Source organism: Kitasatospora sp. NPDC096204 (assembly GCF_044763205.1).
Lineage (GTDB): Bacteria > Actinomycetota > Actinomycetes > Streptomycetales > Streptomycetaceae > Kitasatospora.
Map to the genome: position 1 here is coordinate 49112 of NZ_JBIWFT010000023.1, position 15102 is coordinate 64213.

The 15102-nt window shown below is 74.5% G+C and carries 10 protein-coding genes and 1 pseudogene; 5 read left to right on the plus strand and 6 right to left on the minus strand.

Annotated elements, in window-relative coordinates; translation table 11 throughout:
• Nucleotides 1–19: 19 nt before the first annotated feature.
• The 3 genes from ACIQ87_RS24440 to ACIQ87_RS24450 all read right to left on the minus strand — a co-directional run bounded on the left by ACIQ87_RS24440 (nucleotide 20) and on the right by ACIQ87_RS24450 (nucleotide 4866).
• Nucleotides 20–2317 (minus strand): ATP-binding cassette domain-containing protein, encoded by a 2298-nt coding sequence (locus ACIQ87_RS24440; protein ID WP_402410075.1) that lies wholly within the window; start codon nucleotides 2315–2317, stop codon nucleotides 20–22.
• Between the two features lie 194 nt (nucleotides 2318–2511).
• Nucleotides 2512–2865: a DUF5132 domain-containing protein gene (locus ACIQ87_RS24445; RefSeq protein ID WP_402410076.1), complete on the minus strand. Its 354-nt coding sequence runs from the start codon at nucleotides 2863–2865 to the stop codon at nucleotides 2512–2514.
• A gap of 312 nt (nucleotides 2866–3177) precedes the next feature.
• Entirely contained in the window at nucleotides 3178–4866 is a 1689-nt protein-coding gene (locus ACIQ87_RS24450) for a DUF885 domain-containing protein (protein ID WP_402410077.1), read from the minus strand.
• A 274-nt stretch (nucleotides 4867–5140) separates the two neighbouring features.
• Between ACIQ87_RS24450 and ACIQ87_RS24455 the strand changes: the two genes are divergently transcribed.
• The 5 genes from ACIQ87_RS24455 to ACIQ87_RS24475 are packed head-to-tail and all read left to right on the plus strand — an operon-like array spanning nucleotide 5141 to nucleotide 11705.
• The gene (locus ACIQ87_RS24455; RefSeq protein WP_402410078.1) at nucleotides 5141–6724 is read left to right on the plus strand and encodes an ABC transporter substrate-binding protein; all 1584 of its coding nucleotides are present in this window, start codon (nucleotides 5141–5143) and stop codon (nucleotides 6722–6724) included.
• A 14-nt stretch (nucleotides 6725–6738) separates the two neighbouring features.
• On the plus strand, nucleotides 6739–7707 hold the full coding sequence (locus ACIQ87_RS24460) for an ABC transporter permease (protein ID WP_402410080.1): 969 nt from the start codon (nucleotides 6739–6741) through the stop codon (nucleotides 7705–7707).
• Nucleotide 7708: 1 nt separating this feature from the next.
• A complete protein-coding gene (locus ACIQ87_RS24465; protein ID WP_402410082.1) occupies nucleotides 7709–9586 on the plus strand; it encodes a dipeptide/oligopeptide/nickel ABC transporter permease/ATP-binding protein in 1878 nt (625 codons plus the stop codon).
• Nucleotides 9583–10362 carry an ABC transporter ATP-binding protein gene (locus ACIQ87_RS24470; RefSeq protein ID WP_402410084.1) on the plus strand — a complete coding sequence of 260 codons (780 nt, stop codon included), beginning with the start codon at nucleotides 9583–9585 and terminating at the stop codon, nucleotides 10360–10362. The genes ACIQ87_RS24465 and ACIQ87_RS24470 overlap by 4 nt, the downstream gene beginning before the upstream one ends.
• A complete protein-coding gene (locus ACIQ87_RS24475) occupies nucleotides 10362–11705 on the plus strand; it encodes an NAD(P)/FAD-dependent oxidoreductase (RefSeq protein ID WP_402410085.1) in 1344 nt (447 codons plus the stop codon). Before ACIQ87_RS24470 ends, ACIQ87_RS24475 begins: the two co-directional genes overlap by 1 nt.
• Here ACIQ87_RS24475 and ACIQ87_RS24480 read toward each other — a convergent pair.
• The 3 genes and pseudogenes from ACIQ87_RS24480 to ACIQ87_RS24490 form a co-directional block, all read right to left on the minus strand.
• The gene (locus ACIQ87_RS24480; RefSeq protein ID WP_402410087.1) at nucleotides 11695–12777 is read right to left on the minus strand and encodes an alpha/beta fold hydrolase; all 1083 of its coding nucleotides are present in this window, start codon (nucleotides 12775–12777) and stop codon (nucleotides 11695–11697) included. The genes ACIQ87_RS24475 and ACIQ87_RS24480 overlap by 11 nt on opposite strands.
• A 163-nt stretch (nucleotides 12778–12940) precedes the next feature.
• Nucleotides 12941–13465, minus strand: a complete 525-nt coding sequence (locus ACIQ87_RS24485) for a GNAT family N-acetyltransferase (protein WP_402410089.1) — start codon at nucleotides 13463–13465, stop codon at nucleotides 12941–12943.
• Nucleotides 13462–14633, minus strand: a pseudogene (locus ACIQ87_RS24490) (type III PLP-dependent enzyme). The gene ACIQ87_RS24485 and the pseudogene ACIQ87_RS24490 overlap by 4 nt, the downstream one beginning before the upstream one ends.
• Nucleotides 14634–15102 lie beyond the last annotated feature (469 nt).

Below are 15102 nucleotides of genomic sequence, written 5' to 3' on the forward strand. Positions count from 1 at the left end.
GCGGGCGCTGCTGCTGTGGTCAGGCGGCGAGTTCGCCGGCCTGGAGCTGCCAGAGGGATGCGTAGAGTCCGTGCAGGGCGAGGAGTTCGTCGTGGGTGCCCTGTTCGGCCACCACGCCGCCCTTGTCCATGACGTAGATCCGGTCCGCGTGGCGGACGGTGGAGAGCCGGTGGGCGATGACGACCATGGTCCGGTCGGCCGCGAAGCTGCGCAGGGTGCGCTGGATGGCGGCCTCGGTCTCGTTGTCCACGGCGGAGGTGGCCTCGTCGAGGATGACGACCGGCGAGTCCTTGAGGATCGCCCGGGCCAGGGCGATCCGCTGCCGCTGGCCGCCGGAGAGCGCGGCGCCGCGTTCGCCGATCAGGGTGTCGTAGCCGTCCGGGAGCGCCGCGACGAAGGCGTGGGCCTCGGCCATCGTGGCCGCCCGGACCACGGCCTCGTCCGAGGCCCCGAAGCTGCCGTAGCGGATGTTGTCGGCGATGCTGCCGTCGAAGAGGAACGGGTCCTGGGCGACGAAGCCGATCGCGTGGCGCAGGTCGTGCCGCCGCAGCTCCCGGACGTCCTGTCCGTCGAGCAGCACGCTGCCGGACTCCGCGTCCTGGAAGCGCATCAGCAGCTTGGCGACCGTGGTCTTGCCGGAGCCGGTGGCGCCGACGAGGGCGGTGACCTGCCCGGCGGGGATGGTCAGCGAGAGGTCCTCCAGCACCGGCGGCCGGCCGGGGTAGGCGAAGGTCACGTCGTCGAGGACGATCTCGCCGCGCACCTTGCCGCTGTCGAGCGGGTCGCCGGTGCCCTCGGCCTCGACGGGCAGGGCGCGCAGCCGGTGGACGCGGTCGTAGGCGGACATCGTGCGCTGGTACTGGTCGACGATGCCGCCGAGCCGGTTCATCCGCAGCAGCACCATCTGGGGCAGCCCGATCAGCGGGCTGAACACCTCGAACGGCAGGCTGCCGTTGAGCACCGACCGGCCGCCGATCAGCAGGGTGCCGGCCATCGAGCTGGTCGTGCAGACCCGGACGGTCTCGGCGTGCCGGATCGTGCTCCGGTCGGTCTGTTCGGTGCTGTCCTGGGCCCGCGCGCTCAACCGGTCGACGCGCTCGGCCTCGTAGTCCTCGGTGCAGAAGCTCTTGACGGTCGCGCCGGCCTCCAGGGTGTTCACCAGCTGGCTGTGCAGCCTGGCCCGGTCCTCGCCGGCGGCGGCGTAGTCGGCGGTGACCTTCTCCTGGTAGCGGAGCGACAGCCAGGCGATGACCGGGATCGGCAGGAAGGCGATCCAGGCGATCTGCGGTGCCAGCAGCAGGAACACCGGCACCAGGATCGCCAGGCTGGTGCCCATCTGGAGCACGTCGCTGGCCGAGGTGGCGAAGAAGGCGCCCAGCTGGCGGGCGTCGTCGGTGAGCACTCCGGCGATCCGGGTGGTCCGCTCGCCCTCCAGGTGCCGCAGTTCGAGGTGCTGCACGTGGTCGTAGGTGCGGCTGCGCCAGTCGTGCTCGATGTCCTGGCCGAGTTGGCGCCACTGGAGGTTCGAGGAGTACGACAGCCCCGCGACGGCGGCGCAGGCGACGGCCACCAGTCCGGCGAGGCCCCAGAGTTGGGCGGAGGCGGTGGTCAGGCCGAGGCGGACCAGCGGTGCGGCCTCGCCCTTGATGAGGACCAGGGCGGTCCAGCCGAGGAAGGTCGCGAGCGCCATCTCGGAGAACTGGCAGGCGACGGAGAGCGCGGAGGCGCGCAGGAGCCGCCGCCGGTGCGGTCCGACGATCTCCAGCAGGGGGTGGCGTTCGTCCCCGAGCCCGGCCGGTTCGCCGGCCGTGTCGACGGTTCTGCGCCAGGCCTTCCGCAGGACGGCCACGGTCGCGGCCGCGATCCCGCCGACTGCCACCAGCTGCTTGCTGAGCGCCGACCCGCGGATCAGCGCGACGCCGGCCGCCACCCCGCCGCCGACGGCGAGGACCGGGCGCACGACGAGGCCGCGGTTCGGGTGCGGGGCCGGTGCGGCGGCGGGCCGGGCGGGCGGCGGGCCTCCCGTCCCGACCGGCCCCTGGGTGACCAGGGCGACCGCCCTGCGGATGATCCGGCCGACGTCCGCGGCGCGCACCCGCGCGTCGTACCGGACGAGGACCCCACCGGTGATCGGACTTGCCTGCGCCTCGGTGATCCCGGGGACGCGCCGCAGGGCGGCGGCGAGGATTTCGGCGGTCCGGGGCCGTCCGAGGACCGGCTTGACGTCCCAGCGCTGGCGCCCCGGGACGACGGAACGCGGGCGCACGTCCGAATCCACGGAGAGGTTCCCGGCTGCGGCACCCAGCAGAGATGGCATGTGTACGATCACCTGTTTGCGGAGGTCGCGGATGGGCCGTCATTGGGCATGGCGGAGCACTGCGACGAAGTGGGAATTCTGAAGGGGAATACGGTTCGGCCTTCGGGCCGTCGGCTGACCCGCCGCTTGGACACATCCTCCGGGTTCGGCCGGAACATGCGCCCAGGCGGCGGCTCGGGCCCGCGGCGGGGGCGTCAGTTCGTCTTGGCGGCGCCGGCGCCGGCGCCGGCGGTCGCGCGGATCCTGGGGCCCCTCGCCTCGTGCTCGGCCCGCTGGACGGCCTCGTCCTCCTTCTCGCCGTTCGGCCTGGCGCTCTCGGCGGCCCGGTGGTGGTGCTCGTCGGACGCGACCTGCGCGGCCACCATGTCGGCGGCCACCTCGGCCGCGAGGTCGTGGATGTTCTCCCCGGCCTCGTGGGCCGCCTTCTTCACCTCCATCACGATTCCGACGGACGTCTTGACGACGCCGCGCACCAGCGGCTTGAGGAGGCGCTTGGCCAGTGGCGCGACGATGAGGCCGACCAGGAAGGGCGGTACTACGGGCGGCATGTTGCTCCAACCTCTCTACGCAGACGGATGACAGGGAAACCCCGGGGGCACTGCGAACTCCGGAGCACACACAACAGAGCGGGCCGAAGCACCCACGTCCGGAATTCTCGATTCCCGTGCCGGATTTCCCTGCTGGGCCGAATTCCTCGTCGACGGGGTCCACCGCCCGCTCCTTTGTCACCGTAGTCGAGCCGATCCTCTCGGGACCAAATATCCTCGGCAGATTCACCCGTGCGAGTGCTTTACAAGACACGCCTTCCGCAAGTTGCGACATACAGTGCCACCGAATCAACAAATGATCCGATTTTCAGATCAATACCGGTTGCCGACCTCCCTCTCCACCCTCCGCCCCAGCGCCGGAAACGGCAGCCCACCGCCACCCAGCACCGCCTCGTGGAAGGCCCGCACCTCGAACCCGGCGCCCAGCTCGGCCTCCGTCCGGGCCCGCAGCCGGACGAACTCCAGGTAGCCCGCCCGGTAGGAGAGCGCCTGCCCGGGCAGGTCCGTCGCGTAGCGCAGCAGGTCCGAGGCGATCTGGCCCTCCGCCTCGGTGGAGTTGGCGCGCATGAAGTCCCGGGCCTGCTCCAGACCCATCGTCCCGAGGTTGAGCCCGGTGTCGACGACGAGGCGCTGCGCGGTGAACCGCTCCTGCGCGAGGCGCCCGTAGGCGTCCCACGGGTCGTCGTAGAGGCCCATCTCCCAGCCGAGGCCCGCCGCGTACTCGGCCCAGCCCTCGTTGAAGGCACCGAACTCGGCCACCTCTCGGCGCAGTTGCGGCAGGGCGCGGTTCTCCGCCTGCCGGGCGAGGTGGAAGTGGTGCCCGGGAGCCAGCTCGTGGTGGATCAGGGAGGCCGCGCCGATCAGCGAGCGCCCCTCCAGGCCGGAACCGTTGTAGCGGTAGCGCCCGACCGGCGCGGCCGGAGTCGGCTGCTCGTAGTACCCGAAGGTCATCCCCGCCTCCAGCGCCGGGTCCAGCCGCGCCAGCCCGTACGGCGCGGCCGGCAGCACCGCGAACCAGCGCGGCAGCAGCGGGGCGAGCCGGTCGAGGTAGCCCTGGTAGCGGGCCTCGACCTCCTCGGGGGTCCGGGCGTACAGCCGGGGATCGGTGCGCAGCCGCTCGTGGAACTCGGCCTCCGAGCCGTGGAAGCCCAGCGTCGCGCGTACCTCCCGCATCCGCTCGGCGAGTTCCAGGCACTGCTCACGGCCCAGCTCGTGCCAGCGCTCGGGCGGCGTGTCGCCCCCGCTCTGGGTCCGCACGAAGTCCCGGTACGCCTCCTCGCCGCCCTCGTAGCGCGCCCAGCCGACCTCCCGCGGTGCCTCGCGCAGGTAGTCCGGGTCGTCGAGGAGGGCGAGCAGCCGGTCGAAGCCCGGCACCAACTCGCCGTCCACCAGGCGCCGTACGCCGTCCCGGAGGTGCCCGCGCCCGGCCGCTCCCAGCCCGCCGAGCCGGCCGTCGTCCACCTCCACCCGCTGCGCCACCGAGGTCCGCAGGCCGACGAGGGTGGCGCGGGCTCCGGCCAGGGCCGGGGCGGGCACCCGGAAGCCACGGGCGGCCTGTTCCGTCGTCTTGTCGGCGATCGAGCCGACCACCCGGGCCAGTTCGCGCACCAGTGCCACGTACCGTTCGGAGTCCGCCGGTTCGGCGAAGACGAACGGGCGGAACACCGCGTCGACGTACAGCGACAGCGGGAACAGCCGGTACGGCGTGGCCGCGGGCGTCAGCCAGTAGCAGCGGTGGGCGCGCACCTCCTGCTCGGCCAGACCCGCGAGGAATCCGACGGTGTCGGCATCCGTGCCGGGCAGCTCCGCTCCGTCGAGCGCCCGCGCCCGCGCCAGCACCTCCCCGGCGAACCGCGCCCGCTCCTCGGCCTCGACGGGCGAGGCCGGGGGCAGCGTCCCGACCGGGAGCCCCTGGCGAACTCTCAGCAGCGGCTCGCGCTCCAGCAGGAACTCCCAGTAGCGGTCCGCCAGATGACCCGGCTCGTTCGTCCTCACGCTCATGCGGCCAGTGTGGCGGCGACGGGCCGCCCTGCCACCCGGTCCACGGGGCGGCGGCCCCCGTGTCCCTCGAACGGGTGAGGCGACGGGTGGCGCGCGGGCGCCGGCCGACACGGAACCCCCGCGCCGGCCCGTCGGGCTGTCCCGACCGAGGCCTCCGGGAGCGCCGCCGGGAAGGGCCGGTCCGACCCCGACCCACACCACGCGGCATTCGAACATGCTTACTGCACAGGCGAGTTGACTCGCCAGTGACAGAACTCGCTGGCACCATGGCCCCATGCCCCGTCGCACCCCGTCGGCCGCCCGCTCCCTCACCGCCGCCGCACTGGCCCTCACGGTGGCCGGCTGCGGGGGTGCCGCCCCGTCCTCGACGAGCACTCCGCTCGTGGAGCACGGGACCGTCCGGATCGCCGCGTCCAGCGAGACGCCGAGCTTCGACCCGTACTCCACCTTCGGGGCCGGCCAGGCCCGTTTCTCCTACGACTCGCTGGTCAACCTCGCCCCCGACGGCACCGTGGTCTCCGGCCTCGCCTCCTCCTGGCAGGCCTCCACCACCACGGCCACCTTCACCCTCCGTCCGGACGTCACCTGTTCCGACGGCACCCCGCTCACCGCTTCCGCCGTGGCCAGGGCGCTGACGTACGCGAGCGACCCGGCCAAGCAGCTCGCCGGCGCCCAGACCGTCCTGCCGAACGTCCCGTTCACCGCGAGCGCCGACGACCGGGCCGGCACGGTGTCGGCCACCACCACCGCGCCCTTCCCGTTCCTCACCCGCTCCCTCGGCCTGCTGCCGATCGTCTGCCCCGCCGGGCTCGACGATCCGTCGTCGCTCGGCCGCACCACCCGGGGCACCGGCCCGTACGTGCTCACCCGCTACTCCCCCGGCGGGCCCTACGAGTTCACCGTCCGCGAGGGCTACAGCTGGGGCCCGGCCGGGGCGACCACCGCGGCGCCCGGCCTGCCGGCCCGGATCGTCCTCTCGGTGGTGCCCCAGGCGGCGACCGCCGCGAACCTGCTGCTCACCGGCGGCATCGACATCGCGAGCGTGAACGGCCCCGACCGCGCCCGGCTCACCGGCCACGGCCTGACGGCCGAGGACGTGGCGACGGTGGTCGGGCTGACCTTCTTCAACCAGCGCCCCGGCCGCCCCCTCGCCGACCCGGCGCTGCGCCGCGCCCTGGTGGCCGCCCTCGACCGCCAGGGCCTCGCCAACGTCGCCGTCGGCGGCACCGGCCACCCGGCCGGCGACTTCGGCGCCGAGGGCGCCGTCTGCCACGCCGACCTCGCCGCCGCCAACCTGCCCACCCAGGACGCCGCCGAGGCCCTGCGCGCCGCCGGCTGGGCCCGCGGGCCGGACGGCCGGCTGACCAGGGACGGCCGGCCGCTGCGGCTGCGCCTGATCACCAGCCCCGACCTCGGCCCCACCCTGCCGCCCGCCGCCGAGCTGATGGCCCGGACCTGGACAGCGCTCGGCGCGGACGTCAAGCTCGTCACCGAGAGCCTGCCCGCACTCGTCAACGCCATGTACCGGACCGGCGACTTCGACGTCGTGGTCGGCACCACGCCGGGCTTCGCCCTGCCGGTCGGCTTCATCCCGTTCTTCTCGGGCCCCACCCCCGCCCAGGGCCTCAACTTCGCGGGCATCACCGACCCCGAGTACGACGCCCTGGTCGCCCAGGCCCTCCGGGAGCAGGACACCGAGGGCTGCGGCACCTGGAACCGGGCCGCCGCCGCGCTCTTCCGCGCGGCCGACGCCCTGCCGATCGCCGACGGCCGGAGCACCGTGTACGGCCGGAGCACCACCTTCACCACCACCTTCGGCGGCCAGCTCGTCCCCACCAGCATCCGCCTCCACCGGTGACCGGGAGGCCGACCGTGTCCCTGCCCCGCCTGCTGCGCAACCCCTGGACGGTGTTCCTCGGGCGCCGCACCGCCCGGCTGCTGCTCTCCCTCGCGATCGTGCTCACCGCCTCCTTCGCGATGGTCCGCCTCGTCCCCGGCGACCCGGTCCGCGCCGCCCTCGGGGTCGACGCCGCCCCCGCCCTGGTCGCCGCGCGCCGACACCAACTCGGCCTCGACGCACCGTTCCCGACCCAGTTCCGGCACTACCTGGGCGGCCTCGTCCACGGCGACCTCGGAACGTCGCTGGTCACCGGCACGCCGGTCGCCGAGCTGGTCCGCACCCGGCTGCCGGCCACCCTGGAGATCGCCGGCCTGGCCTTCCTCGTCACCCTCGCCGTGGCCCTGCCCGGCGGACTGCTCGCCGCGGTCCGCACCCGCGACGGCCGGCGCCCGCGCGGCGAGCTGGCGTTCACCGTGGTCACCGCCGGCCTGGCCGGGGTGCCGGACTTCGTGCTGGCCGCCGGGCTCACCGCGCTGCTGGCCGTCGGCCTCCGACTGCTGCCGGTGGCCGGCGCGGCGGGCGCCGAGTCCTTCGTGCTGCCGGTCCTGGCACTCGCCCTCGCGCCGACGGCCGTCCTGGTCCGCATCGTCCGGGTCGAGGCGCTGAAGGTGCTGGGCGAGGACTACCTGCGCACCGCCCGGGGCAAACGGCTGTCCCCCACCCGCCGCTACCTGCGGCACGCCGCACCGAACATGGCCACCGCCGCGCTCACCGTCGCCGGGAGCCTGCTGCCCGCCATGATCGCCGGCACCGTCCTGGTCGAGAAGGTGTTCGCCTGGCCCGGCATCGGCTCGGCGATGGCCCAGTCCGTGGTCAGCCAGGACTACCCGGTGATCCAGGCGATGGTGCTGATCCTGGGCTCCGCCGTACTGCTCTCCGGCCTCCTGGTCGACGTGCTGCTGGCGGTGCTGGACCCGCGTTCGACGATCCGGGAGAGCTGAGATGTCCCTTCCCCGCCGGTACCTCCGCTCACCGATGGCCTGGACCACGGCGGTCATGCTGGCCTCGCTGCTCGTCCTCGCACTGGCCGCACCGCTCCTGTGGGGCACCGCGGCCGACCGTCCCGACCCCTTCGCGGTACTCCAGGGCCCTTCCACGGCCCACCCGTTCGGCACCGACAACCTCGGCCGGGACGTCCTCGCCCGGGTCCTGACCGCCACCCGGCCCTCCCTGCTGCTGGCCCTGGCCGCCACCCTGCTCGGCGCCACCGGCGGCATCCTGCTCGGCGCGGCCACCGCCGTGGTCGGCCACCGCGCCCGCCGGCTGCTCACCGCGCTGATCAACCTGCTGCTCGCCTTCCCCGCGCTGCTGGTCGCGATGTTCCTCGCGGTCGTGTTCGGCGCGGGCGCCGCCGGAGCGGTGCTCGCCCTCGCCGTCGCCGGCGTCCCCGGCTTCGCCCGGCTCGCCCAGACGCTCTCCGCCGCCGTCGCCGGCACCGACCACCTGGCCGCCGCCCGGGTCCTCGGCCTGCGCCGCCACCGGCTGCTGTGGCGGCACGTCCTGCCGAACACCGCCGAGCCGCTGCTGCTGGCCACCACCACGGCCGCGGGCACCGCCCTCGTCGCGCTCGCCGGGCTGAGCTTCCTCGGCCTGGGCGTCCAGCCGCCCGACTACGACTGGGGGCAGCTGCTCAACCAGGGGCTCGACCGGATCTACGCCGACCCGCTGCCCGCCCTCGCCCCCGGTCTGGCCGTCCTCTACGCGGCGGTGACCTTCCAGCTCCTCGGCGAGGTCCTGGCCGGCGGCGTCGCCCGGCGCACCCCGGCACCCCGTACGCCCGCGCCGCCGCCCGCCCCACGGGGGTCCCCCCGGCCGAAGGCCGGGGGAGGGCCCGCCGAGGAAGGCCTGGTGCTCCAGGTCGAGGACCTCACCGTCGAACTCCCCACCCCGGGCGGGCTGATCCGGCCGGTGCGCGACGTGAGCCTCGCCCTGCGCCCCGGCGAGATCGTCGGGCTCGTCGGCGAGTCCGGCTCCGGCAAGTCGCTCACCGCGCTCGCCATCGCCGACCTGCTCCCCGAACGGGCCCGCGTCACCCGGCGGACCCTCCGGCTGCTCGGCGCCGACCTCGCCACCCTGACGCCGAAGCAGCGCGACCGCCACCTCGCGACCGGCCTGGCGACGGTCTTCCAGAACCCGGCCTCCGCGCTCAACCCGTCCCTGCGGATCTCCACCCAGCTCACCGAGGCCGTCCGGGCGCACCGCGGCGCGAGCCGCGCCCAGGCGCTGTCGGAGGCCGCCGACGCGCTGCGCAAGGTCGGCCTTCCCCCCGAACTGCTGCGCTCGCGCCCCCACCAGCTCTCCGGCGGCCAGCGCCAGCGGGTGATGATCGCCGCCGGACTGATGCTGCGGCCGGGCCTGATCATCGCCGACGAACCGACCACCGCCCTGGACGTCACCGTGCAGCGGCAGATCACCCGGCTGCTGTCCGACATCCGGCGGGAGACCTCCGCCGCCGTCCTGTTCATCAGCCACGACGTCGCACTGGTCGGCGAGTTCTGCGACCGCGTCCTGGTGATGTACGCGGGAGCCGTCGTCGAGTCGCTGCCCGCCGACCGGCTCGCCGGCGGCGCCCGGCACCCCTACACCCGAGCCCTGGTCGCGTCGGTACCGGACCTCGCGGCGGACCGCGACCGGCCGTTGCCCACGGTGCGGGGCACACCGCCCGACCCGCTGAAACCGGCCCCCGGCTGCCCGTTCGAGCCCCGCTGCCCGCGCCGCCGGGACCACTGCGCCGAACAGGCCCCGCCGCTGGAAGACCTCGACGCGGACCACCGGGTCGCGTGCTGGAACCCGGTGCCGGTGGAGGTCCTCGCCTCATGACCACCCTTCAGGTCCTCGACCTCACCGTCCGCCACCACGGCCCGTACGGCCCCGTCGCCGCCGTCGACGGGGTCTCGCTGGAGATCCCGGCCGGCACGACGCTCGGGCTCGTGGGCGAGTCCGGCTCCGGGAAGTCCAGCCTGGCCCGCGCGATCGTCGGCCTCACACCCGTACACGGCGGCCGGGTCCTGCTCGACGGCCGGGAGGTCCGGGCCCGGACGATCGGCGACCGGCGCCGGCTCGGCCGACTGGTCCAGATCGTCCTCCAGGACCCGGACACCGCGCTGGACCCCAGGATGACCGTCCGCCGGACGCTCCTCGAAGCGGCCACCGCGTTCCACCGGCTCGACCGGCCGGCCCGGGCCGAGCGCGTCCCCGCCCTGCTCGAACTCGTCGGCCTGAGCGCCGAGTTCGCGGACCGCCTGCCGCACCAGCTGTCCGGCGGCCAGCGCCAGCGGGTCGCCGTCGCCCGCGCCCTGGCCGTCGAGCCCGCCCTGCTGATCGCCGACGAGATCACCTCGGCCCTGGACGTGTCGGTGCAGGCCGCCGTCCTCAACACCATCCGCGACCTCCAGCGGCGGCTCGGCCTGTCCATGCTCTTCATCGGCCACAACCTGCCCGCGGTCTGCCACGTCTCCGACGTGCTGGCGGTCATGCGGGACGGCCGGATCGTCGAAACCGCCCCCACCGAAACCCTGTTGCGCACGCCGCGGCACCCCTACACTCGGGCGCTGCTCGACGCCGTCCCCCGCCTCCCCTCCTCCGGAAGGTCCTGATGCCCAGTCGCCCACCGGACGCCCTGGTGGTCGGAGCCGGAGTGATCGGCGCCGCCATCGCCCTCGAACTCGCCCGCACCGGACGGCAGGTGACCGTCGTCGACAAGGCGGGCGCGGCCGGCCACGGCTCCACCAGCGCCTCCAGCGCGATCATCCGGTTCAACTACTCCACCTTCGACGGGGTCGCCACCGCCTGGGAGGCCCAGCACCTCTGGACGTCCTGGCCCGAGCACCTGCGGCTCACCGGCCGCCGCCCGCTCGTCGCCTTCCACCGCGCCGGCGTCGTCCTGCTCGACTCCCCCGCCGCCGACCCGTCCGCCGTCACCGCCCTGTTCGACCGCGCCGGCGTCCCGTACGAACGGTGGGACGCCGACGCGCTGCGCCGCCGGCTGCCCGGGATCGACGCCGGCCGGTACTGGCCGCCGAAGCCGGTGGACGACGACGCCTTCTTCGACGCGCCTTCCGGCGAACTCGGCGCACTCTTCACCCCGGACGCCGGGTTCGTCGACGATCCGCAGCTCGCCGCCCAGAACCTCGCGGACGCGGCGGGCGAGCTGGGCGCGCGCTTCCTGTTCCACCACACCGTGGTGGCCGTCGACCGGTCCGCGGACCGGGTGGCGGGCATCCGGCTGGCCGACGGCACCCGGATCGCCGCACCGGTCGTGGTCAACGCCGCCGGCCCGTGGTCGGGCGGCCTCAACCGGCTGGCCGGCGTCGGCGACGACTTCACCGTCGGCGTACGGCCGCTGCGCGAGGAGGTCCACCAGGTCGCCGCGCCCGGCTTCGGCCCGGTGGTCGCCGCACCCGGCTTCGCCCCGGTGGTCGCCGCGTCCGGCTTCGGCCCCGTGGTCGCCGACCTCGACCTCGGCACCTACCTGCGGGCGGCCCCCGGCGGCCGGCTCCTGGTCGGCGGCACCGAGCCGGCCTGCGACCCGCCGCAGTGGATCGACGACCCCGACGAAGCCGACCCCCGCCCGACCGCCCGCCGCTTCCGGACCCAGGTCACCCGGGCGGCCCGCCGCTTCCCGGAGATCGGCGTCCCCAACCGGCCCCTCGGGATCGCGGGCGTGTACGACGTCGCCGACGACTGGGCCCCGGTCTACGACCGCACCGCGCTGGCCGGTTACTACGTCGCCATGGGCACCAGCGGCAACCAGTTCAAGAACGCCCCGCTGGTGGGCCGCTACCTGACCGCCCTGATCGACGCGGTCGAGTCCGGCCACGACCACGACCGCGACCCGGTCCGCCACCGCTGCGACCACACCGGCAACGTCGTCGACCTGGGCACCTTCTCCCGCCTGCGCCCGGTCCGGCCCGACTCCGCCCGGACGGTCATGGGCTGACCGGGCCCAGCTCCCGCACCAGGTCCTCGACCACGCCGACCACGAACTCGGGCGCCTCGTGCGGGAAGTCGTGGCCCGTCCCCTCCGGCGTGTACACCAGCCGGGACGACGTCGACGCCGCCAGGTACCGCGTCCTGCTCCGGAGGTAGAAGCGGCTGATCCGCTCGGCCTCGGCCGCGTCCCGGGCGCCGGCCAGCACCGCCTCACCCCCGATGAGGTCCCGCGGTATCACCAGCACCAGCGGAAGATCGCCGAGGTCACCGTCGTACACCACGGTCTCCCAGCCCACCTTCGCCAGCCCGGACGGCGTCAGCTCGGCGAAGACCGACGCGGCGGCGCAGCCCGGCCCGGTCCGGCACCCGGGGCCTCGGCGGCCGCCGAACAGCTGCCGCACCGCCGTCAGCAGGAGGCCCCGGCGCATCGCCGCGAGCCGTCGGTTGGGCGGCGCGAACGCGATGACCTCCAGGGGCGTCGGATCCAGCAGGACGAGGCCGGCCACCAGGTCCGGCCGGCGCCTGGCCACGTTCGCGACCAGCAGCCCGCCAAAGGAATGGCCGACGAACACGAAGGGAGCCCGCTCCCCCGCCTCCTCCAGCGCCGCCGGAAGCTCCTGCGCCTCGACCGCCGTCGTCCGCGGGAAGGGCCCGACATCGCTCCGGCCCGTCCCGAGGCGGTCCACCAGCACCGACCGGGCCCTCGCCGACAGCATCGTGTGCAGCTCCCCGAGCTCCTCACCGGGGGTGTGTCCGCCGGGCACCCAGACCACCGTCGGCCCGCCCCCGGCCTCCCCCTCGGCGAGGAGGTGCATCCGGTGCCCGCCCACGTCCACAAGCCGCCCCGGCGGCGGATGCCCCCGCGCCTCGCGGGCCACCAGCACCAGGTGCCGCGCGGCTCCCGCCGCCAGCAGCACACCGACGGCCATCACCGGGCCACCGAGCGCCACCGCCCAGGCCGTCCCCGTCCCGACCAGTCCGCCGCCGGCCGCCACCACCAGCACCGCGACCGGCACTCCCAGCCAGTCCCGGCTCAGCAGCGCGAGCAGGGAGTCCGCGACCCGTCCGTCCTGGCGCATCGGTCCTCCGCGAGGGCAGTCGAAAACCGATCCTTGCGACTATCCTTCCCCGGGCCGTTCGCCCCGATGCCCGCCGTCCGCCATGGCGGGGCCGGCGATCACCCCACGTCGACTCCGGGTGAGGACCCGAGGGCCGGATCGGTGGCAGCGGGTTCCGATGGCTTCACCGTTCGGTGACGGCGGCCTCCAGCAGCTTCACCATGTAGACCGCCTCGGCGCCGTAGCTCGCGGGCAGCCCGATCTCCGGCCGGGCGCGGTACCCCAGCGGAGCCCACAACGCCTGCGAGCCGTGCACGGCGACCAGCGAGAGGGTCCGGCAGTGGGCCGCCCGCCCGATCTCCTCCAGGTGCCGCAGCAGCCGGGGGGCCAGTCCCCGGCCGCGCGCCCGCTCGGAGATCACCAGGTCGTGGGCGTGCATGTTGGTCGGCCGGTCGCCCTCCCGGACCGCGCCTTCCTCGGGCAGGCTCAGGTCCGGGCAGCGGAACCGCGGGTACGGCAGGGCCAGCAGGTAGCCGCCGAAGCCGCCCTCGTGCTCCAGTACGAAGCAGGTGTCCGGCGAGGCGCGCTGCCGGGAACGCAGCGCCTCCCGCCCCTCGGACAGGCCGCTGGCGGCGTAGGCGCGCTCCTCCAGCGCGACCACCTCGTCCCAGTCCTCCTCCGCGAGCAGCCGGATCCGGGTGTCGGTCATGCGTCCTCTCCGTCCAGAGCCGGACCGCCGACGCAGGTGTACGGCAGCGGCACGAAGCCGTTGAACCCCTGGGTGGCGTACGCGGCGGCGTACGCGCCGCAGGAGTGCACCCACACCGGGTCGCCGGAGGCGGCTGCCCGCGGGACGCGTACCAGGCCGTCCTCCCGGGCGTACGCGTCGTCGCTGTCGCAGGTCGGGCCGGCGACGACGGCGTCGACGAACTGGCCGCCGGGGTGGGTGGGGAACTCCAGCCGGTACTGGAGCTGGTCCATCTCGTACAGGCCGTTGAACTTGCCGCAGCTCAGGTACAGCCAGTCCTCCCGGGTGCCGTCGAGGCGGCGGCGGGAGGTGAGCCGCGCCACCTGGGCGCGGATCGCACCGTGATCGGCGACCAGGTGGCGCCCGGGCTCCAGGACGAACTCCAGCGGCTCGCCGTTGACGGCGCGCAGCCGTTCCATGCCCTCGCGGATCACCGTGAACATCTTGTCCAGTGGCGAGTCCAGCGGGTGCCCGCTGCGGTCCAGGACGCCGAGGGCCGGCAGACCGCCGCCGAGGTTGATCCGGGTGGGGGTGATGCCGCGCCGGTTGAGCGCCTCCAGCACGGCGGCCAGCGAGTCGATCGCCGCACCCCAGGCCTCGGTCGTCATCTGCTGGGAGCCGACGTGCACCGACAGGCCGGACGGCACCAGCCCGGCGGTACGGGCTTCGTCGAGCACCAGCGGCGCGTCCTCCGGCGAGCAGCCGAACTTGTGGCTCAGGCCCCACAGCGCACCCTCGCCGCTGGTCGCGATCCGGCAGAACACCCGTGCGCCGGGGGCGTGTTCGGCGATCGCCGCGACGTCCTCCAGGCTGTCGGTGGCGAAGTCCCGCACGCCCAGCCGGTGGGCCTCGGCGATGTTGCGGTCCGACTTGACGGTGTTGCCGTAGTGGATCAGCCCGGGCGGCACTCCGGTGCGCAGCGCCTGGGCGATCTCCTGCGGGCTGGCCGCGTCGAAGCCGGAGCCGAGCCCGGCGAGGTGCCCGAGCACCTCGTCCACCGGGCAGGCCTTCATCGCGAACCGGACGGCCACGCCCGGCAGTTCGGCGCACAACGCGGCGTACTGACGGCCGATGCCGTCGAGGTCGTAGATGAGACGTCCTCGGTGGCGGCGGCCAACGCGGCACGCAGCGCGGAGCGGTCGTACCGATCACCGGAGAGGGGGGCGGTGACCGCGTGCCCGGCGGCCGGCGAGGTCGGGGCGCGGTGACCGGATCTTTCCTGACCGGCTGTCCTGCGTGGTTCGGCGATCCGGCGCACGTCGATGCTATGAGGCCTCACGGGTGAACTCCCGGTCCGACTGGATGATTGACGTCAAGGGCTTGCTGGCACCCATGAGATGAGACGAGGGAGTCCAAAGGTCGGCTGTGAAGCCCGACTTGAACTCCCGTCCCGCGCACTCTACGGATTTCCGGGGCCTGCGCCCGCACCTGCCACGCACCGGCTCCCGCCCGCTGCCGTCGGGCGGTTGCAGCGTCGTTGAGCCCCCGCCCGAGCACTCGAAATCACCCGGACGGCGTCACCGTGATCCCTCACGACATTGACAGCCGGGCCCCGCCGGACGCCGCCGAAGAACGTCCGCCTCCCCACTCCTGTGTCA

Excerpts from the sequence above, each read along its gene's own strand:
- ACIQ87_RS24470 (WP_402410084.1), top strand. The coding sequence starts at position 9,583 with ATGACCACCCTTCAGGTCCTCGACCTCACCGTCCGCCACCACGGCCCG.
- ACIQ87_RS24450 (WP_402410077.1), bottom strand. The coding sequence starts at position 4,866 with ATGAGCGTGAGGACGAACGAGCCGGGTCATCTGGCGGACCGCTACTGG.
- ACIQ87_RS24440 (WP_402410075.1), bottom strand. The coding sequence starts at position 2,317 with ATGCCATCTCTGCTGGGTGCCGCAGCCGGGAACCTCTCCGTGGATTCG.
- ACIQ87_RS24475 (WP_402410085.1), top strand. The coding sequence starts at position 10,362 with ATGCCCAGTCGCCCACCGGACGCCCTGGTGGTCGGAGCCGGAGTGATC.
- ACIQ87_RS24445 (WP_402410076.1), bottom strand. The coding sequence starts at position 2,865 with ATGCCGCCCGTAGTACCGCCCTTCCTGGTCGGCCTCATCGTCGCGCCA.
- ACIQ87_RS24480 (WP_402410087.1), bottom strand. The coding sequence starts at position 12,777 with ATGCGCCAGGACGGACGGGTCGCGGACTCCCTGCTCGCGCTGCTGAGC.
- ACIQ87_RS24455 (WP_402410078.1), top strand. The coding sequence starts at position 5,141 with ATGCCCCGTCGCACCCCGTCGGCCGCCCGCTCCCTCACCGCCGCCGCA.
- ACIQ87_RS24465 (WP_402410082.1), top strand. The coding sequence starts at position 7,709 with ATGTCCCTTCCCCGCCGGTACCTCCGCTCACCGATGGCCTGGACCACG.
- ACIQ87_RS24485 (WP_402410089.1), bottom strand. The coding sequence starts at position 13,465 with ATGACCGACACCCGGATCCGGCTGCTCGCGGAGGAGGACTGGGACGAG.